At 76.7% G+C, this 25,383-nt stretch carries 16 protein-coding genes; 2 read left to right on the plus strand and 14 right to left on the minus strand.

Features of this window, described 5'->3' with window-relative positions; translation table 11 throughout:
- Positions 1-25: 25 nt before the first annotated feature.
- From AB0953_RS23815 to AB0953_RS23875, 13 genes are all read right to left on the minus strand, one after another.
- Positions 26-7,921: an amino acid adenylation domain-containing protein gene (locus tag AB0953_RS23815; protein WP_366861559.1), complete on the minus strand. Its 7,896-nt coding sequence runs from the start codon at positions 7,919-7,921 to the stop codon at positions 26-28.
- A 66-nt stretch (positions 7,922-7,987) separates the two neighbouring features.
- A complete protein-coding gene (locus AB0953_RS23820; protein ID WP_366861560.1) occupies positions 7,988-9,736 on the minus strand; it encodes a condensation domain-containing protein in 1,749 nt (582 codons plus the stop codon).
- A gap of 77 nt (positions 9,737-9,813) precedes the next feature.
- Positions 9,814-11,340 carry an AMP-binding protein gene (locus AB0953_RS23825; protein WP_366861561.1) on the minus strand — a complete coding sequence of 509 codons (1,527 nt, stop codon included), beginning with the start codon at positions 11,338-11,340 and terminating at the stop codon, positions 9,814-9,816.
- A gap of 61 nt (positions 11,341-11,401) precedes the next feature.
- Complete coding sequence (locus AB0953_RS23830) at positions 11,402-12,712, minus strand: PLP-dependent aminotransferase family protein (RefSeq protein WP_366861562.1); 1,311 nt, start codon at positions 12,710-12,712, stop codon at positions 11,402-11,404.
- Positions 12,709-13,776: an alpha-hydroxy acid oxidase gene (locus AB0953_RS23835; protein WP_366861590.1), complete on the minus strand. Its 1,068-nt coding sequence runs from the start codon at positions 13,774-13,776 to the stop codon at positions 12,709-12,711. The genes AB0953_RS23830 and AB0953_RS23835 overlap by 4 nt, the downstream gene beginning before the upstream one ends.
- Before the next feature lie 35 nt (positions 13,777-13,811).
- The gene (gene hppD / locus AB0953_RS23840; protein ID WP_366861563.1) at positions 13,812-14,894 is read right to left on the minus strand and encodes a 4-hydroxyphenylpyruvate dioxygenase; all 1,083 of its coding nucleotides are present in this window, start codon (positions 14,892-14,894) and stop codon (positions 13,812-13,814) included.
- Complete coding sequence (locus AB0953_RS23845) at positions 14,891-15,709, minus strand: alpha/beta fold hydrolase (RefSeq protein ID WP_366861564.1); 819 nt, start codon at positions 15,707-15,709, stop codon at positions 14,891-14,893. The genes hppD and AB0953_RS23845 overlap by 4 nt, the downstream gene beginning before the upstream one ends.
- Positions 15,706-17,481: a non-ribosomal peptide synthetase gene (locus AB0953_RS23850; RefSeq protein WP_366861565.1), complete on the minus strand. Its 1,776-nt coding sequence runs from the start codon at positions 17,479-17,481 to the stop codon at positions 15,706-15,708. The genes AB0953_RS23845 and AB0953_RS23850 overlap by 4 nt, the downstream gene beginning before the upstream one ends.
- Entirely contained in the window at positions 17,474-18,565 is a 1,092-nt protein-coding gene (locus AB0953_RS23855) for a TauD/TfdA family dioxygenase (RefSeq protein ID WP_366861566.1), read from the minus strand. Before AB0953_RS23855 ends, AB0953_RS23850 begins: the two co-directional genes overlap by 8 nt.
- The gene (gene ddaH, locus AB0953_RS23860; RefSeq protein WP_366861567.1) at positions 18,562-19,410 is read right to left on the minus strand and encodes a dimethylargininase; all 849 of its coding nucleotides are present in this window, start codon (positions 19,408-19,410) and stop codon (positions 18,562-18,564) included. Before ddaH ends, AB0953_RS23855 begins: the two co-directional genes overlap by 4 nt.
- Positions 19,411-19,414: 4 nt before the next feature.
- The gene (locus tag AB0953_RS23865) at positions 19,415-19,627 is read right to left on the minus strand and encodes an MbtH family protein (RefSeq protein WP_361904609.1); all 213 of its coding nucleotides are present in this window, start codon (positions 19,625-19,627) and stop codon (positions 19,415-19,417) included.
- Positions 19,628-19,847: 220 nt separating this feature from the next.
- Entirely contained in the window at positions 19,848-20,114 is a 267-nt protein-coding gene (locus AB0953_RS23870) for a hypothetical protein (RefSeq protein ID WP_366861568.1), read from the minus strand.
- A gap of 9 nt (positions 20,115-20,123) precedes the next feature.
- Positions 20,124-20,327, minus strand: a complete 204-nt coding sequence (locus tag AB0953_RS23875; RefSeq protein WP_366861569.1) for a hypothetical protein — start codon at positions 20,325-20,327, stop codon at positions 20,124-20,126.
- Between the two features lie 246 nt (positions 20,328-20,573).
- On the opposite strand from AB0953_RS23875, the gene AB0953_RS23880 reads away from it, so the two are divergent.
- Together AB0953_RS23880 and AB0953_RS23885 are read left to right on the plus strand one after the other, a co-directional pair.
- A complete protein-coding gene (locus tag AB0953_RS23880; RefSeq protein WP_366861570.1) occupies positions 20,574-21,551 on the plus strand; it encodes a helix-turn-helix transcriptional regulator in 978 nt (325 codons plus the stop codon).
- A gap of 181 nt (positions 21,552-21,732) precedes the next feature.
- Positions 21,733-25,110, plus strand: a complete 3,378-nt coding sequence (locus AB0953_RS23885; protein WP_366861571.1) for a BTAD domain-containing putative transcriptional regulator — start codon at positions 21,733-21,735, stop codon at positions 25,108-25,110.
- Here AB0953_RS23885 and AB0953_RS23890 read toward each other — a convergent pair.
- Entirely contained in the window at positions 25,094-25,285 is a 192-nt protein-coding gene (locus AB0953_RS23890; protein WP_366861572.1) for a hypothetical protein, read from the minus strand. The genes AB0953_RS23885 and AB0953_RS23890 overlap by 17 nt on opposite strands.
- Positions 25,286-25,383: the final 98 nt, after the last annotated feature.

Here is a 25,383-nt window from a genome sequence, read left to right on the forward strand (position 1 = left end):
AGCGGGGGCGGGGGCGGCGGTCGGCTCAGGCATCGGCGGCGCGGCGGAGCGTGGGACGGGCCTTCGGCGCGTCGGTGAGCAGGGCGGCGGTGCGGGCCGGGGTCGGGTGCTGGAAGAGCTGGCGGATCTTCAGCTCCCGGCCGAGTTCGGCCCGGATCCTGCTGATCAGCCGGGTGACGAGCATGGAGTGGCCGCCCAGGGCGAAGAAGTTGTCGTCCGGGCCCACCTCGTCCCGGCCCAGGACCTCGGCGTACAGGGCCCGGACGCGGTCCTCGGTGCTGCCGCCCGGGTCCGCGGCCGTCCCCGGCGCGGCGGGGACGGCCGCGGCCGTGCGCGGGGCCGGGCCGTCGACCGAGCCGACCGGCCGCTCCGGGGCGGCCGCGAGGGAGCGCAGCACCAGGGCCAGGTCCGCCGCCAGCCGCTCGGCGCTCGTACGGTCGAACAGCTCGGTGGCGTACGTGAGTTCCCCGGCCAGGCCCAGGGGGGTGCCGTCGGGGGCCCGCTGCTCCCCGAGGTCCACGCCGAGGTCGAACTTGGACACCGCCCACTCGACGGGGTGCGGCTGCGCCGTGAGGCCCGTCAGGCGGGGCAGGGCGGGCGGCTCGTTCTGCACCTGGAGCAGCACCTGGAAGAGCGGGTGCCGGGCGAGGGACCGCTCCGGGTTCACCTCCAGCACGACCCGTTCGAAGGGCACGTCCTGGTGGGCGTAGGCGGCGAGGTCGCCCTCCCGGACCCGGGCGAGCAGGTCCGTGAAGGCCGGGTCGCCGGAGACGTCGGTGCGCAGGACCAGGGTGTTGACGAAGAAGCCGACGAGGTCGTCCAGCGCCTCGTCCGTGCGGCCCGCGACGACGGTGCCGATCGGGATGTCGGTGCCGGCGCCGAGGCGGGACAGCAGGACGGACAGGCCGGCCTGGAGGACCATGAAGAGGGTGCAGCCGTGCTGGCGGGCCAGGTCCAGCAGCCGTGCGTGCAGCTCCGCGTCCAGCTCCAGGGGGACGGAGCCGCCCGCGAAGCTCGCCACCTCCGGGCGCGGCCGGTCGTAGGGCAGGGCCAGCTCGGCCGGGGCGCCGGCCAGCTCCTTGGCCCAGAAGCCGAGCTGACGGGTGATCAGCGCCTCCGGGTCGCCCTCCGCGCCGAGCACGGACCGCTGCCAGACGGTGTGGTCCCGGTACTGCACGGGCAGCGGCTCGAAGACGGGCTCCCCGCCCGCGAGGCGGGCGTCGTACGCGGTGGCCAGGTCGGCCAGGAGCGGCCCCCACGACCAGCCGTCGGTGGCGATGTGGTGCACCACCAGCACCAGCACCCACTCCTGGCGCCCCAGCTCCAGCAGCCGGGCCCGCAGCGGCAGTTCGGCCGAGATGTCGAAGCAGTGGCCCGTCACCTCCCGTACCGCGTCCGCGACGGCGGCGGCGTCGGCCCCGGGGACGGCGAGGACCTCCAGCGGCACCTCGGCCGCCGCACCCTCCAGCAGCCGGATCACCGGCTCGCCCCCGCACTCGTCGAAGACGGTCCGCAGCACCTCGTGCCGGGCCACCACGTCGCCGAGCGCCGCACGCAGCGCCGCAGCGTCCAGCGGACCCGTCAGCCGGTAGGCGAAGGGCACGTTGTGGTGGCCGGACGGGCCCTCCGCCTGGTGCGCGAACCACAGCCGGTGCTGCGCCGAGGACAGCGGCGCGCCCTGCCCCGGCTCCGCACGGCGCAGCGGCGGCCGCGCCCGGTCGGCGCTCCCGGCCAGCTCCGCGAGGGCGGCCACGGTCTGCGCGCGGAAGACGTCGCGCAGTGACAGCTCGACCCCGAGGGCGGTGCGGATCCGGCTGACCAGCCGGGTGGCCAGCAGCGAGTGGCCGCCCAGGTCGAAGAAGCCCGCGTCGGCGGCGACCGCGTCCAGGCCGAGCACCTCGGCGAAGAGCCCCGCCACGATCTCCTCCCGGGGCGTACGGGGGGCACGTCCGCCGGAGGCGGGCAGCGCGGGCTCGGGCAGGGCCCGGTAGTCCACCTTGCCGTTGGGGGTCAGCGGCAGCGCGTCCAGGACCAGGACGTACGAGGGCAGCATGTACTCCGGCAGCAGCCGCTCCAGTCGGCGCCGCACCGAGGGCCCGGAGACCTCCCCGACCACGTACCCGGCCAGCCGCTTCTCGCCGTCCGCGGCGGCCCGTACGGCGACCACGGCCTGGCGGACGCCCGGGCAGGCGGCCAGCGCGGCCTCGACCTCGCCGGGCTCCACGCGGAAGCCGCGGACCTTCACCTGCTCGTCGGCCCGGCCGAGGAACTCCAGCAGCCCGTCGGCCCGCCACCGGGCGAGGTCGCCGGTGCGGTACATGCGCGTCCCTGGAGCGCCGAACGGGTCGGCGACGAACCGCTCCGCGGTGGCCGTGGGCCGCCGGTGGTAGCCGCGCGCCACTCCGGCGCCGGCGAGGTACAGCTCGCCCGGGGTGCCCGGCGGCACCAGCCGCATCCGCTCGTCCAGCACGTACGCACGGGTGCCGTCCAGGGGGCGGCCGATCGGCACCGGGCCGTCGGCGTCCGCGGCGCCGGTGATCAGGTGGGAGGTCGCGCACAGGGTCGCCTCGGTGGGCCCGTACAGGTGGCGGACCACGGTGTCCGGGCAGGCGGCCAGCACGGCGCGGACGGCGGCGGGGCTGACGACGTCGCCGCCGGTCAGCACCTCGCGGACGCCGGCCAGCAGGCCGGGGTCCTCCTCGGCGACCACGCGGAACAGGCCGGCCGTCAGGTGCACGGCGGTGATGCCGGCCCCGCGGATCAGTGCGCCCAGCCCGGCGACCGTCGGCTCGCCCTCGGGGGCGACGACGACCTGCCAGCCCGACAGCAGCGCCACCCACAGCTCGTAGTCGGCGATGTCGAAGGCGTGCGGTGCGTGGAACAGGACGCGCTCGGCGCCGCGGGTGTGCCAGCCCCGGTCGGCGACGAGGTCCAGGACGTCCCGGTGGGTGACGGCGACGCCCTTGGGCTCGCCGGTCGAGCCCGAGGTGTGCATCAGGTACGCGAGCTGCCCGGGCGGGCACGGCGCCGCCGCGAACTCCCCGTCCCGCGCGTCCGCTGCGGCGGTGTCCGCCGCGGTGACCAGGACCGTACGGGCGCACTCCAGGCCGAGCGGGGCGAAGGCCTCGTCCACCAGCAGGACGGGGCAGCCCGCGTCGGCCAGGATCTTCTGCATGCGCGCGGCCGGGTGCCCGGTGTGCAGCGGCACGTACGCCCCGCCCGCCTTCAGGACGGCCAGCATCGCGACGACGACCTCGGGGGAGCGGGCCATCAGCACGCCGACCGGGGTCTCGGCGCCGACCCCGTACCCGGCCAGGCGCCCGGCCAGCCGGTCCGCGCGCCGGTCCAGCTCCCCGTACGTGATCTCGTCCGGCCCCCAGACGAGGGCCACGGCGTCCGGGTGCAGGGCGGCCCGGCGGGCGAACTCCAGGTGCACGGCGCCCGCCGCGGCCTGCCGCGGCCCCTGCGGCAGCCAGGCGCCGAGCAGCTGCTCGCGCTCCTGCCCCAGCAGCACGTCCAGCGCCGAGACCCGGCCGCGCGGCGCGCGCACCGCGGCCCGCAGGACGGCCCGCAGCCGCTCCACGAGGGCGCGCACGGTGGCCTCGTCGAACAGGCCCGTGCGGTACTTGGCGACCGCGCGCAGTCCCTCGCCCGCGAAGGCCCCGTCGGTGAACTGCAGCGCCAGCTCGAACTCGGCCTGCGGTACGTCGACCTCCTCGGTCACCGCGGTCAGCCCGGGCAGTTCCAGCGCGGCCGCGGCGGTGGCCCGGCGCATCGTCAGCGCCACCTGGAACAACGGGTGGTGGGAGAGGGAGCGGCGCGGGTTGACCGCCTCGACGACCTGTTCGAAGGGGACGTCCTGGTGGGCGAAGGCGGCCAGGTCGGTGTCCCGGACCCGCTCCAGGAGTTCGGCGAAGGTCGGATCGCCGGAGAGGTCGGTGCGCAGGACCAGGGTGTTGACGAAGAAGCCGACCAGCTCGTCCAGGGCCTCGTCGCTCCGGCCCGCGACGACCGTCCCGATCGGCACGTCGGTGCCCGCGCCGAGCCGGGACAGCACCACGGCCAGAGCCGCCTGGAGCACCATGAAGACGGTGCACCCGTGCGCCCGGGCCAGCGCCTGAAGCTCCGCGGTCAGCGCCGCGTCCAGGCCGAACGCGAGGGCGGCGCCCGCCGGGTCGGCCACGGCCGGCCGGGGCCGGTCGGTGGGCAGCGCGGGCTCCTCGGGCAGCCCCGCCAGCGCGGTGCGCCAGTGGGCCAGCTGCTCCTCGGCGGCGTCGGCCAGCAGGGCGCGCTGCCAAAGGGTGTAGTCCGCGTACTGCACGGCGAGCGGGGCGCGCGGGCCCGGGGCCCCGCCCGTACGGACGGCGTAGGCGTGCGCCAGGTCGTCCAGCAGCGGCCCCCAGGACTCTCCGTCGGTGGCGATGTGGTGCAGGGCCAGCACCAGCGTGTGCTCCTGCGGTCCGTGGGCCAGCAGCGCGGCCCGCAGCGGCACCTGGGCCGCCAGGTCGAAGGGGCGGCCCGCGACCTCGGCGACGAGCCCGGCCACCGTGTCGGCGCCGGCCGCGTCGAGGAGCTCCAGGGCCGGCGGGGCCGGGGGCAGGACGACCTGGCGGGGCTCGCCGTCGGCCTCCGGGTGGACGGTGCGCAGGATTTCGTGCCGCTCGGCCAGGTCGGCCAGCGCCCCGCGCAGCGCCTCCACGTCGAGCGGACCGCCGAGACGGACCGCGACCGCGCTGTGGTAGGCCGGGTTCGGCCCCTCGAGCCGGTCCAGGAACCACAGCCGGCGCTGCGCCGGGGAGAGCGGCAGCTGCTCCGGGCGCGCCTGCGGCCGCAGCGCGGGACGGGCCCGGCCCGCGCCGTCGACCAGCGCGGCGAGCGCGGCCGGAGTGCGGGCGGTGAACACCTCGCGGATGCCCAGCTCCGCGCCGAACGCCCCCCGCACCTGCGCCACCAGCCGCATCGCCAGCAGGGAATGCCCGCCCAGCTCGAAGAAGTCGTCGTCGGCGCCCACCTCGGGCAGGCCCAGCACCGACGCGAACAGGCCCGTCAGGATCCGCTCCCGCTCGGTGCGGCCGCCGCGGCCGCCGGTGCGCAGGGCGGGGGCGGGCAGGGCCCGCCGGTCGAGCTTGCCGTTCGGCGTCACCGGCAGCTCGTCCAGGACGACCACGGCCGGGAGCATGTGCTCGGGCAGTAGGGCGGCCAGCTCGGCGCGCACCCCGGCGGGGGTCGGCGCGGCGCCCGGGCGGGGCACCACGTACGCCACGAGCCGGGGGTCGCCCGGGCGGTCCTCGCGGACGACGACCGCCGCGTGGGCGACGCCCGCACAGCCGGCGGCGGCGTTCTGGACCTCGCCGAGTTCGATGCGGAAGCCGCGGATCTTGACCTGGTCGTCGGTGCGGCCCAGGTACTCCAGGACGCCGTCGGCCCGCCAGCGCACCAGGTCGCCCGTGCGGTACATGCGGGCCCCCGGCTCGAAGGGGCAGGCCACGAACCGGTCGGCGGTCAGGGCGGGCCGGCCGAGGTAGCCGCGGGCCAGCTGCACGCCGGCCAGGTACAGCTCGCCCGCGGTCCCGGGCGCCACCGGGGCGAGCCGGCCGTCCAGGACGTACGTACGGGTGTTGGCGGCGGGCCGGCCGATCGGGACGGTGGCGTCCCCGGCCCGGCAGGGCCAGAGCGTGACGTCGACCGCGGCCTCGGTCGGTCCGTACAGGTTGTGCAGTTCCGCGCCGGGCAGGACCCGGAAGAAGGCGTCCTGGGTGTGCGGGGGCAGCGCCTCGCCGCTGGCGATCACCCGGCGCAGCGAGCGGGCGCCCGCCGCGGCGGGCTCGCGCAGGAACACGTCGAGCATGGACGGCACGAAGTGCGCCGTGGTGACGGACTCCCGGGCGATCAGGTCGGCCAGGTAGGCGGGGTCCTGGTGGCCGCCGGGCCTCGCGACCACGAGCGTCGCCCCGGTCAGCAGCGGCCAGAAGAACTCCCACACCGAGACGTCGAAGCCGCTCGGCGTCTTCTGCAGCACCCGGTCCCCGGCGCCCAGGCCGTACTCGCGCTGCATCCACTCCAGCCGGTTGACGATGGCCCGGTGCGGGACCAGCGCGCCCTTGGGGCGGCCGGTGGAGCCGGAGGTGAAGATCGCGTACGCCGGGTGGTCGGGCAGGACCGCCGGCCGCGGTGCGGGACCCGCCGCGGGGAGCGGGGCGTCCAGCCGCAGCACCGGCGTCCCCGGCGCCTCCCAGCCGGTGCTCAGCACCAGCGCCGGCGCGGCGTCGGCCATGATCCCGAGGTTGCGCTCCGCGGGCTGGCCGGGGTCGACGGGCAGGTAGGCGGCGCCCGCCTTCAGCACCCCGCACAGGGCGACCATCAGCTCGAGGGAGCGCGGCACGGCGACCGCGACCAGGCTCTCCGGGCCGATGCCGCGGGCCGCGAGCACGTCCGCGAGGCGGCCCGCCCGCTCGTCCAGCGCCCGGTAGGTCAGGGACTCCCCCTCGAAGACGACGGCGGTGGCGTCCGGGGTACGGGCAGCCTGCTCCGCGAGCAGCGCGGTCAGCGTCGTCTCCGGGAGGGCGGCGGCGGTGTCGTTCCACTCGGCCAGGACCCGGCGGCGCTCGGCCGCGGTCAGCGCGTCCAGGACCTCCACCGGCGCGTCCGGGTCGGCCGTCCACCGCTCCAGCAGCCGCACCAGCCGCTGGCCCAGCTCCCGCACCCGCTCGGTGGCGACGAGCCCGGGGTGGTGGCTCAGCCGCAGCCCGAGCACCGCGCCCGGCTCGACGACCAGGGTCAGCGGGAAGTGCGTGGTGTCCCGGAACCGGATCCGCGCCTGGAGGCCGAAGCCGGGCAGGTCGAGCGCGTAGTCGCTCATCGGGAAGTTCTCGAAGACCAGGTTCGTGTCGAAGAGGGCGGACGGGGAGCCGGCCAGCTTCTGGATCTCCGTCAGCCCCAGGTGGTCGTGGTCCACCAGCTCCGCCCGCTCGCGCTGGAGCTCCGCGCAGACCCGGCGCAGCGGTGCGGCCGCGTCGATCCGGGCCCGCACGGGCACGGTGTTGATCAGCATGCCGATCATCCGCTCCGCACCCGGCAGTTCGGCGGGGCGGCCGCTGACCGTGAGGCCGAAGACGACGTCGTCCTGCCCGGTGGCGCGGGCCATGAGCACCGCCCAGGCGCCCTGGACCACGCTGGTCAGCAGCAGCCCGCACTCCCGGGCCCGCGCGGTGAGCGCCGCCGTGCGCTCCTCGTCCAGCCGCACCACCACGTCCTCGGGGGTGGCGCCGGGCAGGACCCGGCCGGCGCCGTCCGCGATCCGGCAGGGCTCGCCGAGACCGGCCAGGGCGGTGCGCCAGGCCTCCTCGGCGGCGGGCCGGTCGCAGCGCGTGAGGTGCGCCAGGTACTCCCGGTAGGGCCGCACCGGCTCCGGCTCGCCGCCCGCGTACAGGGTGAACAGCTCGCGGAAGAGCAGCCCGAACGACCAGCCGTCCAGCAGGATGTGGTGGGCGGTCACCAGCAGCCGGTGGCGGTCGTCCGCGAGCCGCAGCAGCGTGAACCGCAGCAGCGGCGGGCGGCGGCTGTCGACGCCCTGCGCCCAGTCCTCCTCCGTCAGCTCCGCGGCCCGCTCCTCGGCCGCACCGGCGGGCAGGGCGCCGAGGTCGTGCTCCTGCCAGGCCGGCTCCATGTCCCGGCGGACCACCTGGACGGGGTCGCCGTTCTTGCGGTGGGTGAGGACCACCCGCAGGTTGGCGTGACGGCGCAGCAGCTCTCCGGCGGCACGGCGCAGCCGCCCCGCGTCGAGCGTCCCGTCCAGGTCGACGGTGAACTGGGCGATGTAGAGGTGCTTGGAGTCCTCGTCGTACCCGGAGTGGAAGAGCATGCCCTCCTGCAGCGGGGAGAGGGGCAGGACGTCCTCGATGGCCGGCCGGCTGGTGTTCATGTGGTGATCGCTTTCTGGGAGACCGCGGGAGGGCGGCGGCGGGGCGGGGGTGCGGTCCGGTCGGGGTCAGAGGAGGTCGAGGGAGGCCGCGAGCTCGTCCAGCTCGTCCTGGCCGATCGCGTCGAGGGTCAGGCCGGAGGCGGGCGGAACGGTGGACGGGACGGGGGGCTGGACGGACGGGACCGTTGGGGTGGTGCGGCCGGCGTGGACGACGAGGGCGCCGAGCATCCGGAACCAGCCCTCGGCCAGCGCCCGGACCTCCGCCTCGTCGTGGACGCCGTCGGCCCAGGCCCAGTCGGCGTGCAGGACGGGCCCGTCCGCCGACTCCAGGACGAACGCGTTCACCTCGACGGCGTGCGCCATCGGCATGCCCGGGCCGGGGGCGTCGAGCCGGGCCCCGTGGGCGGGCAGCAGCTGCCAGTCGCCGCCGCCCGGACCGCCCAGCCGGCCCAGGTAGTTGAAACCGAGGCCCGCGGGCTCCGCCGCGGCGAGCTCCTCGCCGACGACCGGGTCGAGATGGCGGAGCAGGCCGTACCCGATGCCCTTGCGCGGGATCGCCCGCAGCTGCTCCCGGACCCGCCGCAGTGCCTCACCGGCGGTGGGGCCGCCGTCCTCGGCGTCCGCCCCGTCCAGGCCGTTCAGGACGAAGCGGGTGGGGAAGAGGGTGGTGAACCAGCCGACCGTACGGGAGAGGTCGGCCTCGGCGCCGATGTCCTCGCGGCCGTGGCCCTCCAGCTCCACCAGGACCTCCGGGCCGCAGGGCCGCCACCGGGCCAGGGCCAGGGAGAGCCCGGTCAGCAGCACCTCGTTGGCGTCGGCGCCCAGCCGGTCGGCCACCGAGGTCAGCAGCGGCCCGGCCGTCGCCGCGGGCAGGCTCAGCGCGAGGTGCCCGGCGCGGTCCTCGTGGTCGCGGGCCGGGTCCAGCGGGCGGCGGCCCGCGATGCCCGCACCCGGCCGCACCACACCGCTCCAGTACGGGGCTTCGGCCGCGGTCCGCTCCGCGGCCGCCTCCGCGGCGAGCAGCTCGGACCAGCGGCGGAACGAGGTGGCCACCGGGTCGAGGGCGCCGGCGGGGGCCCGTCCGGCGGCGACCGCCTCCCAGGCCCGGGCGAGGTCGCCGGTCAGCACCCGCCAGGAGATCCCGTCCACGACCACGTGGTTGACGACCAGGGCCAGCGCCCCGGGCAGGTCGGCCCCGGCGTCGAACCAGACGGCCTGCACGATCACCCCGCCGCCCACCGAGAGCCGGTCGCGTGCCGCGTGCACCTCCCGCCCGACCTCCTCGACGGTGGCCTCGCGGCCCTCCGTCGCCACCCGGCGCAGGCACTCCGCGGCGCGCACCGACCCGGCCGGGCGGGTCCGCCAGCCGGAGCCGTCCCGGACCACGCGCAGCATGTCGTGCCGGTCCAGGACCGCCTGGAGCACCTCGGCCGCGCCCTGCTCGCCCAGCCCGGCCGGGGTCCGCACCACCAGGTACTGGTGGTAGCGGTCGGCGGGCCCGCCGCGCCCGTCGAGCCAGTGCATCACCGGCGTCGGCCGGACCGGCCCGACCCCGTCGTCGGCGGCCGGCCGGGCGGCCGGGGCCAGCGGCCGGGCGACGGCCGCCAGGGCCGCCACGTCCGGCAGGGTCAGCACGTCGCGGACCGTGATGCGCAGGCCGGCCCGGCGGGCCGCGCCGACCACCTGCACGGCGATGATGCTGTCACCGCCGAGCGGGACGAAGCCGTCCTGCGGTCCGACCTCCGGGATCCCGAACAGGTCCGCCAGGACACCGCACAGGATCCGCTCCGCCTCGGTCACGTCGATTCCCCTCATGGTCTTCCTCGTTCTCGTTCTCCGCGGGCCTGCGTGGGCCTCCGCGGGCCTTTCGCGTGCTGGTCGGACGGCGGTGTTCAGACGGCGGCGCCGGCCGGGGCGAACAGCGCCCGCAGCGCGGCCCGGTCGACCTTTCCGTTGGCGGTCACCGGCAGCTCCTCCAGGGGCCGGAAGTGCCGGGGCACCATGTACGCGGGCAGGTGCGCCGCGCACGCCGCGGCCAGCTCCTCGGGCCCGGGGCCGTCCGCCCCCGTCCGGGTCCACACGGCTGCGAGCCGGCGCGAGCCCGCGACCTCCACCGCCACCACCACGGCCCGGCGGACCCCCGGGACCGCGCCCAGGACCGCCTCGACCTCGCCGGGCTCGACCCGGTACCCGCTCACCTTGAGCTGGTCGTCGGCCCGGGCCACGAAGTGGAAGTCCGACCCGTCGAACCGGACGACGTCCCCCGTGGCGTACGTACGGCGCGGGGTCCCGTCGCGGTGGGGCAGGGTCCGGAAGCGGGTCGCGGTCAGCTCCGGGTCGCCCAGGTAGCCGAGGCCGACACTGCCCCCGCCGACGACCAGCTCCGCCTCCTCGCCGGCCGCGAACGGCCGCAGTACGCCGTCCGCCTCGCGCAGCAGTTCCGCCCCGGCGACGGCGCCGCCGATCGGCGGGTGCTCGGGCCAGGACGCGGCCTCCCCCGGGTCCAGCCGGTACTGCGTGACCACGTGGGTCTCGCTGGGCCCGTACTCGTTGACCAGGGCGACCCCGGCGGCCGCGCAGAACTCCCGCACCTCGGAGTTGACGACGAGGCGTTCGCCCGCGACCGCGATCTCCCGCAGGTCGGGCATCGCGTCCGGTTCGAACACGGCGGCCGTGGCCAGCGCGTGCAGCCCCACCACCGGCAGGAACAGCCGGGCGACGCGCTGTTCGCGGATCAGGTCCATCAGCGCGAACGGGTCCTGGCGCTCCTCGTCGGAGACGACGACCAGCGCGGCCCCGGCCAGCCAGGTGGCGACGATCTCCTCGTAGCCCACGTCGAAGCCGATCGAGGCCGCCTGGAGGGTGTGCGGCGGGCGGTTGTGGGCCCAGTGCCGCACGTGCCAGTCGCCGAGCGCGGCCAGCACCGACGGGGGAACGGCCACCGACTTGGGCTCACCGGTCGATCCGGACGTGGGGATGACGTACCCGACGGTCCCCTCGCGCAGCTCCTCCAGCGGGGCGCCGCGCAGCTCGCCGAAGGCGACCTCAACGGGGCCGAGACCGGTCGGCGCGGTGTGGTCGGGACGGACCAGCAGGGCGCAGAGCCGGGCGATCCGCGCGGCCCGCGGCGCGGGCATGCCCGGGTCGGTGCAGACCACGCCCAGGCCGGCCCGCCAGGCGCCGAGCACCGCGGCGCAGCGCTCCCAGGACCGCTCGCCGTGGACGGCGACCACGTCGTCCGGTCCCAGGCCGCGGGCGGCGAGCCCGCCGGCGATCTCGGCGGACAGCCGGTCGAGTTCGCCGTACGTGCGGGCGACGCCGCCGTCGACGACGGCCACCGCCGCGGGGTCGCGCCGGACGGCACGGATCAGGGGCCGGACGAGCGAAAGCCGCGGTCCGCGCGCGTCGTCGGTGTGCATGGACGTCCCTTCTGGGGAGGGTGGGGGGAGAGGGGGGAGCGGTGCGGGCGGGGCGGCGGGCTCAGTCATGCGGTGCCGCGCCGTGCTCGTCGATCAGCGCCGCCAGCCGGTCGAGCCCGTCCTCGATCCGGTCGGGGTCCAGGGAGCTGCACGACAGCCGCAGTTGGCGGCCGGCCCGCTCGTGGTCGCTGAAGTGGCGCATCGGGGTGAAGAGGACCCCGTGCCGGACGGCGGCCTCCTCGACCAGGGCGTCGGTCACGGGGAACGGCACGTCGACGACGACGAAGAAGCCGCCCGAGGGGGCGGTCCACCGGACCCCGGGCACCTGGGCGAACCGCCGGTGCAGCCCCTGGAGCAGGCAGCGCAGGTTGCGCCGGTACACCTCGATCTGGCGGCGGTTGGCCTCCAGCAGGCTGCCGCCGTGCTCCAGCAGCATCCCGCCCACCAGCGCCTGCGTCACCGGCGGGGTGTTGACGGTCAGCATGCTCTTGGCCCGGGCCAGCTCGTCGGCCAGCAGCGCCGGACCGCCCGCCCCCGTGACCCGCTGGTCCGCGACGGCGAAGCCGATGCGGGCGCCGGGGAAGCAGGTCTTGGACAGCGAGCCCAGGTAGACGACCCGCTGCCCGGTGTCGAGGGCCTTCAGCGTCGGCGGCCGGGAGCCGTCCGCCGTCCGGAAGTACCCGTACGGGTTGTCCTCCAGCAGCAGCACGTCCTCCTGCTCCGCGACCTCCAGCAGCTCCCGGCGCGTCTCCACGTCCAGGGAGTGGCCGCTCGGGTTGGAGAAGTCCGGCACCAGGTACAGCGCCCGGGGCCGCTCGCCGGCCGCGCGGACCTCGCGGATCCGCTCGCGCACCTGCTGCGGACGCACCCCGCGGGGGCCCTCGGGCACCGACCGCACCGGGAGGTCCAGCAGCCGCGCCGCGCCCGTCAGCCCGACGTACGTCGGGTCCAGGGCCAGCACCACGTCCCGCGGGCCGGCCTTCAGGGCGCGCAGCACGAGCCACAGCGCCTCCTGCGCGCCCACCGTGACCAGGACGGCCTCGGGGTCGCAGACGATGTCCTCGTCCCGTTCGAGGTGACGGGCGATCAGCTCGTGCACGACGCCCTTGGTGCGGCCGTACTGGAACAGCTCCCGGCGCACGCCGGCCCCGTCGTAGCCCTTCTCCGCGGTGAGGTGGTGGATGTACGCGTCGAGGTGGCGGTGCAGGTCGGCCGGGTCGAAGAAGTCCTCCGTCGGCCGCCCGGGGGCGAAGGAGACCGCCTCGGGGAACCGCCCCGCGATCTCGTTGAGGAAGGTCATGGACAGCAGCGCGGGGTCCGCGAGGGACGCGTGCAGGTCGGCCCGGTCCAGGGCCACGGCCGTGCGGGTCACCGGCCCGCCCCCAGCGTCGTCAGCCAGGGTGCGCCGGCGGGGGTGCCGCAGCCCGACAGCTCCAGGGCGGAGCGCAGTTCGGCCGCCAGCAGCTCCAGCACCCGGGACACGCCCTCCGCGCCGTCCGCGGCCAGGCCCCACAGGACGGGGCGGCCCAGCAGCACCCCGTCCGCGCCGAGCGCCAGGGCCTTCAGGACGTCGGTCCCGCCGCGGATCCCGCTGTCCAGCAGCAGCCGGCAGGACGGCGGGACCGCCTCCCGGACCGCGGGCAGCATGTCCGCACTGGCGACCGCGCCGTCGAGCTGGCGGCCGCCGTGGTTGGAGACGACGACGGCGTCCGCACCGGCCGCGGCCGCGGTCGCGGCGTCACCCGGATCGAGGATCCCCTTGACGATCAGGGGCAGCCCCGTCTGCTCGCGCAGCCGGGCCAGGTCGTCCCAGCCCAGGGCGCGGGCGAAGGACTCGGCGGTGTGCTCGGCCACCGCGCACGTCCCGGGCCGGCGCTCGGCGGCCCGACGGGTCGTGGCCGGGTCGAGGTGCGCGGCCGCCACGCCCGCCGGCAGGGCGAAGCCGTTGCGCAGGTCGCGCAGGCGCCGGCCCATCGAGGGGACGTCGACGGTGACCATCACCGCGGCGCAGCCCGCGTCCTCGGCGCGCCGCACCAGCTCGGCGGTGAGCCCCGGGTCCCGCTGGCAGTACAGCTGGAACCAGGTGACCCCGCCCAGCGCCGTGACCTCCTCCACCGGCACGCTGCTCAGCGTGGACAGGGTGAACGGCACCCCGGCGGCCGCCGCCGCGCGGGCCGTGGCCAGCTCGCCCTCGGGGTGCAGCAGCCGCTGGTAGGCCATCGGTGCGACCGCCACGGGCAAGTCTGCCCGGCCGCCGGGGAGTTCGGCCGAGGTGTCGCAGGACCCGGGGCCCGACAGGACACGGGGGACGAGGCGGATCCGGTCCAGGGCGGCCCGGTTGGCGGCCAGGGTCAGCTCCTCGCCGCTGCCGCCCGCGATGAAGTCCCAGACCTCCGGGGGCAGGGCCCGGCGGGCGGGCTCGGCGAAGTCCTCCAGCCGGACCGCGACCGGCGCCGTGTCGTGGCCCCCGCTCACCGCAGGACCTCGCCGGCGCCCAGCCGCTCGGCCTCGACGGCCTCGTACAGGGCCTTGATGTTGCCGTTGCCGAAGGTGCGGGCGCCGAACCGCTCGATCACCTCGTGGAAGAGGGTGCGGCGGGGGTGGGTAGAGCGGGTGAAGATCTGGAAGAGCTGCCCGTCGTGGTCCTCGTCGACCAGGACGCTGATGCGCTGGAGCTCCTGCGTGGAGTGCCGGGCCAGGTCGAGCCGGTCCGCGAGCATCGTGTAGTAGGCGTCGGGGACGCTCAGGAACTCCACGCCGCGCTCGCGCAGCGCCGTAACCGCGCGGACGACGTCCCGGGAGGCGAAGGCGATGTGCTGGACGCCCGCGCCGCCGTGCTCGGCGAGGAACCGGTCGATCTGCCCCGGCTCGCGGGAGGTGTCGGGCTCGATCAGGGTCAGGGTGACCTCGCCGGAGGCGCTCTGCACCACCTTGGAGTCCATGGCCTGCGCGCCGACCCGGATGAGCTCCTGGAAGATCATGCGGAAGCCGAGGACGCGGGTGTAGAACTCCACGGTCCGGGCGAGTTCCCCGGCGGGCAGGCAGACCGCGAAGTGGTCGAGCTCCTCCAGGAGTTCGCCGTCCGCGTCCGCTGCGGCGGCGTCCGGCAGCGGGGTGAAGCCCGGGGGCAGACCGGCCGGGTCCGGCTCGACGAGGGTGTGCACGACGTCGCCGAACCCGGCGACCACGGCCCGGGTGCGGCCGTCGGCGTGCCGGCGCGGCACGGACAGGGGGACCGCACCGCGGGAGACCGCCTCGTCGAAGACGGCCGTCACGTCCGGCACGCTCAGCGCGATGTCGGCGACGCCGTCGCCGTGGGCGAGGACGTAGGCGGCGCCCGGGTGGTGCGCCGAGCGGGCCTGGGTGAGGACGAGGGAGATCCGCCCCTGGCGCAGGAGCAGGGACTCCGCGTCGGCGGATTCGGCGCGGGCGACCGCACGGAAACCGAAGCGGCCGGTCATCTCGGCCGCCGCCGACGCGAGGTCGGCGACGTAGGACTCGACGTGGCTGATGCCGAAGGCGGGGGAGAAGGTCATGGAGCTGCCGTTCGTCATGGGGCCGCCGTCCCTCGCGGGGCGGCGGACACGGAGAGGACGGGGGCGGGGGCCGCGGCGGCCCCGGTCGTCAGGGAGGTGATCCGGGCGGGCAGGCCCCGCCACACCTCAGGGGTGTAGAAGTGGCCGCCGGGCAGGACGTCGTGGCGGAACGGGCCGTCGGTCAGCGCCGCCCAGCGCGGGCCCACGTCCTCGCCGATGACCGGGTCCGCGTCCCCGGAGAACACCTGGAGCGGGACGCCGGTCCGGGCACCGGGGGTGTGGATGAAGGTGTCCCGGGCGGCGAGGTCGGCCCGCATCAGCTCCACGGCCATCTCGGTCAGCTCGGGCTCCTCGAGGACGTGCTCGGGCAGCAGGCCGTGGGTGCTCATCCAGCCGAGCAGCTCCTCGTCGCGCTGCCCCTGCGCCAGGAACCGGTCCCGGTCGGTGACCCCGCGGTCCGGGGCGTTGCAGGCGGAGACGACCAGGGCGCGCGGCGCGGGCGCGCCCGCCGCGGCGAGCCGTACGGTGACGTCGAAGGCCATCCAGCCGCCCATGCTGTGCCCGAACAGGACGTACGGGCCCTGCCCGGCCACCGCCGCGACCCCGGCGGCGGCGTCCGTCGCGAGCTCGTCCCAGGTCCGGGCGAACTCCTCGGCGAACCGCCCCTCGCGCCCCGGATAGCAGACGGCCACCAGGCCGGCGCCGTCCGGCAGGGCCGGGATCCAGTCGTGGAAGGTGGCGGTGCCCCCGCCGCAGAAGCCCAGGCAGACCAGGGTGGGTGCGCCGTCCGCGGTCTCCTTCAGGCGCACCGCGGTGGTGTCGAGGAGGCTCACGAGGCCTCCCCGGCGGCCAGGGCGTGCACCGACTGCGCGTGCCGGGCCAGGTCCGCGAGGACGGGGAAGCGGTAGACGTCCTTGGTCCGCAGCGCGATCCCGGCGTTCTTCTTCAGCCGGGACACCACGCGCAGCGCCAGCAGCGAATGCCCGCCGAGCGCGAAGAAGTTCGCCTCCGCGTCGACGCCGTCCCGGCCGAGGACCTCGGCCCACACGGTCGCGATCAGCTCTTCCAGCGGGCCCTCGGGGGCGCGTCCGGAGGACTCCGGCCCGGCGGCGGGGGCCGTCGGCAGCGGCGGCAGCGCCTCGGTGTCCACCTTGCCGTTCGGCGTCAGCGGGAGCGCGTCGAGCGTGACGAAGACGGACGGGACGAAGTACGCGGGCAGTGCGGCCCCGCAGTGCCGGCGCAGCTCCGCGTCGGTCACCCGGGCCCCGGGGGCCAGGACGCAGTACGCCGCGAGGAGGGTGTCGCCGTCCGGCCCGGTCCGGGCCACGGCGACGGCCGCCTCCACCTCCGGGTGGCCGCGCAGCCGGTCCTCCAGCTCGCCCGGCTCCACCCGGAAGCCGCGGATCTTCAGCTGCCGGTCGGTGCGGCGCAGGAACTCCAGACCGGAGTCGGCCCGCCAGCGCACCAGGTCGCCCGTGCGGTACATCCGGCTGCCGTCGGCGGCGAAGGGGTCCGCGACGAACCGCGAGGCGGTCAGCCCGGGCCGGCCGAGGTAGCCGACGGCCACCCCCGGGCCGGCCAGGTACAGCTCGCCCGTGGCGGCCGGCCGCAGCCCCTCGTCGAGGACCAGGGCGCGGACCCCGGCCAGCGGCTCGCCCAGGCGCGGGGCGGCCCCGGTGATCCGGGTCGCGGTGGCGTCGACGGTGCACTCGGTCGGGCCGTACAGGTTCCAGGCCTCCACGGCCGGGTCCTCGGCCAGCGCCCGCCACATCGCCGCCGGCACCGGCTCGCCGCCCAGCAGCAGCCGCAGCGGACGCCCGGGCCGCAGTCGCGGACCGGTCAGCTGCCAGTGCGAGGGGGTGCAGTCGAGGTCGGTCACGGCGTGTGCGTCGAGCAGCGCGTCCAGCCGGGCCGGGTCCGTGCGGTCCTCGTCGTCCAGGACGACCAGGGTGTCGCCGCGGCACACGCGGACCCACTGCTGCACGGACGCGTCGAAGGACAGGCTGGCGTTCCACGCGACCACGCCGTGGCCGGAGGGGTAGACGCCCCGCTCCTCCAGGCCGGCGACGAGGGCGGCGACGCTGCCGTGCGTGACCTCCACGCCCTTGGGCAGGCCGCTGGAGCCCGAGGTGTGGATGACGTAGGCCGCGGTGGCCGGGTGCCCGGCGCGGCCCGACGGCTCCGCGCCGGCCTGCGCGGCAGGCGCCGCGGCGTCCGGGGCGGCCGTGTCCGGGTCCAGGACCGGCAGGCCCGCGGCCCACTCGGCCGCGGCCCCCGCCCGCGCGACCACCGCGCGCAGCCCGGCGTCGGCCGCGATGTGCGCGAGCCGCTCCCCGGGGTACGCCGGGTCCAGGGGGACGTAGGCCGCACCGGCCCGCCACACCGCCAGCGGGGCCACGGCCCAGCCGGTGCCGCGGGGCAGGCTCACGCCGACCCGGTCGCCCGGGCGGACGCCGAGCGCGCGCAGCGCCGCCGCCAGCCGGGCCGTGCGCCCGGCCAGCTCCTCGAAGGTCAGGGAAGCGTCCGCGGCGTGCACGGCGGCCCGGCCGGGGAAGGTGCGGGCGGTCCGGAGGAACCGCTCCACCAGGTTCGTCGGCTCAGCCACGGGACACCGCCGCGACGGTTCCGGCGCGCGGGGCGACGGTCGGGGAGCAGTCGGCCACCGCGACCGGGTCGCCCATGGCGACGACGATCCGCCGGTCGCCGCGGAAGGGGTCGCGGCCGTGTGCGGTCAGGACGTTGTCGACGATCAGCAGGTCGCCCGGCTGCCAGGCGCGGCGCACGGTGGCCCGCTCGTAGGCGGCGTTGACGGCCGCCAGGTCGCCTTCGGTGAGCGGGACGCCGTCACCGAGGCCCGTGTCGAAGGGCAGCCCGTCGGGGCCGAGTTCGTCCAGCAGGACCTCGCGCAGCTCCTCGTCCAGCGAGAAGCGGTTCCAGAAGGCCATGTGGTTGAACCAGACCTCGTCGCCCGTCTGCGGATGGCGGATGATGCCGGGCCGCACCTGGCTGGTGCGCAGGGTGCCCTCCTCGTCCCAGGCGCAGGCGATGGCGTTCTCGGCGCAGTACGCTTCGACCTCCTCGCGGCCGGTGGCCCCGAAGGCGGACTGCCAGGCGACCGAGAGGGTCTCCGAGTAGGTGCGGGTCAGGACCCAGCCGGAGGCGCGCATCCGCTCGACCAGAGAGGCGGGAAGCGTGCGCAGCACCTCGCGGCAGTCGGTGACGGGGGTCGCGCCGCCCTCCTCGGGGGCGGTCAGGCAGCCGAAGAGCAGCAGGCCGGGGAAGGTCAGCGTGTAGCTGTTCTCGTTGTGCGGGCGGATCGCCTGCGCGGCGGGCAGGTCGGTGGAGGAGAAGACGCCGGAGCCGAAGTCGCTGCGGGGGGTGGCCTTCTCGCGGTACGGGGTGGCCCGGCGGACCAGCTCGTCGCGGACGACGGCGAAGTCGTCGACGCTGCGGACCGGCAGCCCGCTCACGTACACGGCGCCGAACCGGTCGAGCCCGGCGCGCAGTTCGGCGCGGTGCTCGGCGAGCCAGTCCCGCGCGGCGGCCGCGTCGGCCAGCTCGGGGGCGCGGACGGTGGCCGGGGCACCGGGCTCGGTGAGCCAGTCGAGGACGCCCGCGAAGGGGACGGCCTCGGTGGCGGCGGAATCGGCGGCGGCGGCCGCTGCGGGGGTGGTCGGGTGCAGGCTCACGCGGCACCGCCCGCGGCCGGCGCATGCGCGGCGTGACGGAGCTCCAGGGTGCAGCACTTGACGCTGCCGCCACCCTTGAACAGTTCGGACAGGTCGACGCCGATCGGCGTGAAACCGCGTTCGGCCAGCCGGTCCGCGAGCCCGCGGGCGGCCTCGGCGAGCAGGACGTTGCGCCCGTCGGAGAGCGCGTTCAGCCCGAAGACCTCGGCGTCCTCCTCCGTGGCCAGCAGCGCGTCCGGGTACAGCTCGCGCAGCACCGCCTGCGACTCCGCCGAGAAGGCGCCGGGGAAGTACATGATCTCGTCGTCGTCGAGCACGGCGAGGGCGGTGTCCAGGTGGTAGAAGCGCGGGTCGACCAGGGTCAGGCCCACCACCGGGGCGCCGAGCACCCGTTCGGCCTCGGCGTGCGAGGCCGGGTCGGTGCGGAAGCCGGTGCCCGCCAGGATCCGCGACCCGGCGACCAGGTAGTCGCCCTCGCCCTCGTTGACGTGCTCCGGCGCGACCACCTCGGTGTAGCCGTTGGCCTCGAACCAGGCCTGGTAGGCGGGGGCCTCGGCGGCGCGCTCGGGGTGGCGGAAACGGGCCATCAGAACGCGGTCGCCGAGCACGGTGGCACCGTTGGCCGAGTAGACCATGTCGGGCAGCCCCGGAACCGGGTCGATCAGGTCGACCGTGTGCCCCAGCTCCCGGTAGAGGGCGTACAGCCGCTCCCACTGCAGGACGGCCAGGTCGGTGTCGGTCGGCTTGGCCGGGTCCATCCAGGGGTTGATGCGGTAGTCGACGGTGAAGTGGGACGGGCGGCACATCAGGTAGTGCCGGGGACGGGCGGTGCGCTGGACGGTCATCGGCTCAGACCTCCCCGAGCGCGGCGACCAGAGAGGCCGGACGCAGATCGGTCCAGGTCTTCTCGATGTGGTCCAGGCAGTCCTGGCGGCCGGCCGGGCCGTGGGCGGCCGTCCAGCCGGCGGGCACCTCGATCGAGGCGGGCCACAGGGAGTGCTGGTTCTCCTGGTTGACGAGGACGAGGTAGGTGGCTTCGTCGTCCTCGAAGGGGTTGGTCACGGGTGCTCCTGTCACGTCGTGGTGGTGGGTGTCGCGCCGGGTCGCGCGAGGCTGGTGGGTCCGGCGGCGAGTGCTGCGGCCGGGAAGGTTTGCCGTGTCGCGGCGTCCGGTGCCGTGCATCGCAAGGCGGAGGGCCTCGGCTCGTACCGGACGTACGTGCGAGGTCCGACAACGCGGCGAGGTGCCGTGCCGGGCGTCGCGAGCCGGTGAACCTTTCCGGTCACAGCACCAGGTGCCAGCCCTGGAAGGGGGAGGGAGGCGCGAGTGCACGGCGGCAGATGGCCAGGGCGGCCTCCGCGGCGGTCGCGGCGGGCGTGGCCACGGTGAAGAGTCCGAGGTCCACACCGTGCGGACCGCTCCGCACGCTGATGTGCTCCAGTCGCTCGCCCGGGCGGGCCGCGGCCCGGAGCAGGCGGAGCAGGAGGCCGTCGTCCGCGGGACCGGGGCGGGGCCCGGGCGGGACGAGGGAGATGAGGGTCAGCTCCACGCGCCCGGGTCAGTCCCAGATCAGGCCGTACGTGACCGCGCCCGGGGCGGCGGGGAGGGGCGCCGAGGCCGCCCGGACGGTGCCGGCCACGGCCGTGTCCGCAGCGGACGGCCCGCCGACGGTGAGCGCGAGCACGGCGCAGGCGACGGCCGCGGCGACGGCCGCGGCAGCGGTGCGGACCGGACGGGCGGCGGTGTGGACGCGAGAAGTCATGGAGGTGCCCTCATCGGGAGTGGGGAAGGGGTGCCGAGCGGCACGTCCTCATCCTGGCCAAGGTCTTGACCTGGGGGAACGGGTTCAGGGGTGGCGGAAACGGCCAGGACGCTTTGTGACAGGCACCCCCGGCCGCAGCCGCGTTGACGCGCGTAGAGGGCGCGTTTATGGCACGTAGATATCCGGCATGCAGGCTGCTCGCAGATCGACGGGGGCGACCGCATGCGAAGAGGAAGAGGGGGACCGATGTCCGTGACGCCCGGCCTGGAGGAGCTCGACCAGACGGTGTACGAGGAGATGCTGGCCCGGCCCGAACTGGGCCTGGCCGAACTCGCCGCCCGGCTCGGGGTGGAGCCCGACCGGGTCCGCGACTGCCTCGACCGGCTGTTCGCGCTGCGCCTGGTGCAGGCCTCCTTCGAGACGCCCGGCCACTTCACCGTCGTCGACCCGGTCCTCGGGATGCAGCGGCTCCTGGACCAGCAGCACGAGGAGCTGGTGCGCCGGCACCGCCAGGCCGCGGGCCACCAGCAGGCCCTGGTCCGGATCCTCGCGGGCGCCGGCTCCGGCGGCCGCCCGGCCGAGGGCGTCGAGCGGCTGGCCGGACTCGACGCCGTGCAGCGCCGGTTGGAGCGCCTGGCGCTGGAGGCCAGGACCGAGGTGCTGACCTTCATGCCGGGCGGTCCACAGTCCGCGGCCGCGTTGGAGGCCGCCGAGCGCAACGACGCCCTCGTGCTCGGCCGCGGCGTCGCCATCCGCACCATCGGGCTGGACCTCGTCCGGGAGGATCCGGGCACCCTGCGTTACAGCCGGGCGCTGCTCGCGGGCGGCGGGGCCTTCCGTACGGTCGCCGCGCTGCCGACCCGGATGGTGCTGGTCGACCGGATCCACGCCCTCGTGCCCATCGACCCGGCGGACAGCCGCCAGGGCGCGCTGTTCCTCTCCGCGCCCGGCATGATCGCCCCGCTGGTCGCGCTCTTCGAGCGGGAGTGGGGTGCGGCCGTGCCGCTGGGCGCGGATCCGTCGGAGGCCGTGTACGTACCCACTGAGCAGGAGCGTTCCCTGCTGGGCCTGCTGGCCGAGGGCCACACCGACGAATCCGCCGCCGGACAGCTGCACATCTCGGCCCGCACCGCCCGGCGGATCATGGCCTCGCTGATCGAACGGCTGGGCGCCCGGAGCCGGTTCGAGGCCGGGCTGCGCGCGGCCCGCCTCGGATGGGTGTGACCCGGACGCGGTCCCTCCCCTCCGCCGCGCGGGCCCGGCCGGGCCGCCGCCGCGCCGCCGGGAGCGATTCCGATCGCATGGTCATATGAACCGCTTAGGATGACGCTCCGTACATCGGCGGGCCAGGACACCTGGGGACCGACCGCCGAGGGGAGCTGTGCGCGCGCACAGGGGGAAACTCGTGGAATTCTTCGTGCTCGGATCCGTGGGTGTGGCCCACGGGGGACCGGTGCTGACCGGTGGACCGCCGCAGCAGCAGGCGACCCTCGCCGTCCTGGTGCTCCGCGCGGGCCATGTCGTGCCGCTGCACGAACTGACCGCCGCGGTCTGGGGGGACTCCGCCCCCGGCTCCGCGGTGATGATCCTGCGGACCTACGTCTGGCGGCTGCGGAAACTGCTGGAGGGCGGGGCATCCGGGAAGACCGGGGCCCAGGTCCTCGAGTCCGCGAACGACGGCTACCGGCTCGCCGTGCCGCCGGGCTCGGTCGACGCCGTACGGGCCGAGGAGCTGGCTGCGAAGGCCGCGCGCGCCCACGCGGCCGGGGAGCTGGAGGTCTGCGCCGAAGCCCTGGCCGAGGCCGGGTCCCTGTGGCGGGGCGAGCCGCTGGCCGGGGTGCCGGGGCCGTTCGCCGAGAGCCAGCGCTCGCGCCTGGCGGAGCTGCGGCTGCACCTGCTGGAGGAGCGCCTGGGTGCGGACCTGCTCCTCGGGCGGCACGAGCGGGCCGTCCCCGAGCTCACCGCCCTCATCCGCGAGGAGCCGCTGCGGGAGCGCCCGTACGGGCTCCTGATGCGCGCGCTGTACGCCGCGGGGCGGCAGGGCGACGCCCTCGCCGTATTCGGCCGGGCCCGCGAGGTGCTGGCCGACGAACTCGGCCTGGACCCGGGCCCGGACCTCCGCTCCCTGCACGCCCGCATCCTGTCGGGCGACCCGGCCCTCCTCCCCGCTGCGGGGGGCCGGCCGCCCGCAGGGCTCCCGGCCGTGCCCCCCGGCGCCGCGCCGACGGCACCCGCGGGGGCGCACGGCGCCGCCCCGGGCGGTGTACAGGCTTCCGGCGGCGCGCCAGCGGGACCCGAGGCGTTCCCGGCGGCGGCCGCGGGGACGGCGGATGGGCACGCCGCGGGCGCGGCCGGGGTGGCGGCGGATGCTGCGGCGGGGCCGCACCGTGTCGCCCCGGGCGGCGCGCAGGGCTCCGGGAACCCCGCGGCACCCGCGGGGTTCCCGGGCGCGGTTGCCGGTCCGGCGACGGTCTCCGCCGCCGGGGCAGCGGCCGGAGTCCCGGCCGCGCACGGGCGCGGGCCCGGCGGTGTCGTGGCCGGGGCCCCGGCAGCCGGGCGTGCCGGGATGCAGGGCGGGGACCGGGCCGGGGCTGCTCCGGCCCCGGACCCCGCACAGGGGCAGGGCGCGGCCGCGGCCGGGTACCTCCGGCCTGCCCAGCTCCCCGCCGACATAGCCGACTTCAGCGGCCGTGCCGCCGAACTCGCCGCCCTCACCGGCGCCCTGAGCGACCCGGCCCGCACCGCCCTGGCCGTCGCCACCGTGAGCGGGATGGGCGGCATCGGCAAGAGCGCCCTGGCCCTGCGGGTCGCGCACCACGTCAAGGACGCCTACCCCGACGGCCAGCTCTACGCCGACCTCCGCGGCACCGGCAGCGACCCCGCCGACCCCGGCACCGTCCTCGCCAGCCTGCTCGGCGCCCTCGGCGTGCCCCGCCGCGAGGTGCCGCCCTCGACGGAGGACCGCGCCCGGCTCTTCCGCACCGTCCTGGACGGCCGCCGGGTGCTCCTGCTGCTCGACGACGCCCGGGACACCGCCCAGGTCAAACCGCTGCTCCCGGGCGCCGCCGGCTGCGCCGTGGTCGTCACCGGCCGGGCCCGCCTGGGCGGGCTGCTGTCGGGACGCCACGTCCAGCTCGCGGAGTTCACCCCGCAGGAGGCGCTCGGGCTGCTGCGCCAGATCGTCGGCGCCGACCGGGTGGACCGGGAGGAGGAGGCCGCGGCCGCGCTGGTCGCGGCCTGTGCCCGGCTGCCGCTGGCCGTCCGCATCGTCGCCGCCCGCCTGGCCGCCCGGCCCGGATGGACCGTCGCGCACCTGGTGGCCCGCCTCGCCGACGAGCGGCGCCGGCTGACCGAGCTGCGGGCCGACGACCTGGCCGTCGCCGCCGTCTTCGAGCTGGGCCACCGCCAGCTGACCGGGCCCCAGGCGAGCGTGTTCCGCCGGCTGGCTCCCGTCTCCCGGCCCGGCATCGGGCTCGCCGCGGCGGCCGCCGCCCTGGACCTGGCCGAGCCGGAGGCCGAGGAGCTGCTCGAAGCCCTGGTGGACGCCGCCCTGCTCGAATCACCGGAGCCGGGCCGCTACCGCCACCACGAACTGGGCCGGGACTTCGCGCTCAACCTGCCCGCCCCGGCCGGTGAGTGCGGCCCGCCGGTGCAGCACCGCCTCCTGCACCACCTGCTGGGCATGGCGGCCGAGGCCTTCCAGCGGATGATCCCCGGGGACCCGGTGCACCGCTCGATCGTCGCGGCGGCCGCCGAGCCGGGGGAGGGACGGCTCGCGGACCTATCCGAGGCCCGCGCCTGGGTCGTCGCGGAGTTCGACTGCGCGCTGCACGCCGTCCAGCTCGTGGTGCGGCGGCCCGACGCCGCGGACACCGAGCAGCTGACGATGGCCGCCGACCTGCTGGTCGCGCTCAGCTCGTTCGGGCAGGACATCCCGTACGCGCGGATCACCGCGACCGCCGCCGAACTGGCCCGGGCCGCGACGCTGCGCGGCAACGACCGGGCGGCCGGGCGCGCCCACTTCCTCATCGGGAACGCGGCGCTCCAGGCCACCGATCTGGGCCGGGCCCGCGCCGCCTCCGAGCTGGCCGTGCGGGCCTGCCGCCGGGCGGGCGACCGGGCGATCCTGCAGCAGGCGTACAACGACCTCGGGGTGATCGCCCAGTTCGAGCACCGCTTCGGCGAGGCGGCCGAGTGCTTCGACGAGGCGCTCGGCCTGGCGCGGGAGCAGGGCCACCGCTCGGGCGCCCTGACGATCACCCTCAACGCCGCCCTGGCCCGCGTCCGCGGCGGCCGGGCGGCCGAGGCGCTGCCCGCGTGCGAGGAGGCCCTGCGGGCGCTGCGGGAGATGGCCGACCACCACGGGGTCGCCCACGCGCTGTGCGTGCGGGGGCAGGCCCTGCACGAGCTCGGCCGGCTTCAGGAGGCGCTGGCCGCGTACGAGGAGTGCCTCGACCTGTGCGACGCGGTCCGGATCCCGGGCCAGCGCGCGCAGGCCGACTACCGCTACGCCCGGACGCTGAGCGACCTCGGCCGGACCCGGGAGGCGCTGGAGGCCTCCGCCCGGGCCGTGGCCCATCTGCACACGGTGCCGGGTCGGGGCCGGGACCGCGGCTACGCCCTGCTGATCCACGCCGGGGTCTGCCTGGCGGCGGGGCGGCGCGAGGAGGGGCTCGGCCACGCGGGCGAGGCGCTGGAGGTGTTCGAGCGGGCGGGCCTGCCGGAGGCCGAGGAGGCCCGCACCCTGCTGGAGACGGGCGTGGCGGTCAGGCCCGGGTGTTGAACTCGTTGTGGTCGTGGCGGCGGGGCGGGGTGGCGTCGTCGGCGGAGACGCTCGTGCCGCGGTCCGCGGTGAGGAGGGGGGCGCCGGCGGTGGCGCCGACGGCGAGCAGCGCGAGGAGCGCGGCGGGGACGAGGAGGGCCAGACGGCGCGTGACGGACGTGCGGGTGTGCGGCACGGTGGATCCTGTCTGTCGGTCCAGGTGCCGTGCGCGGCGCCTGGCTGGCTTGCGGGCTGTTCTGCCGAGGAGACTCGCAGCCGTCCATCTACGTTTCA

It is taken from the genome of Streptomyces sp. NPDC046866, from assembly GCF_040704625.1.
Lineage (GTDB): Bacteria > Actinomycetota > Actinomycetes > Streptomycetales > Streptomycetaceae > Streptomyces.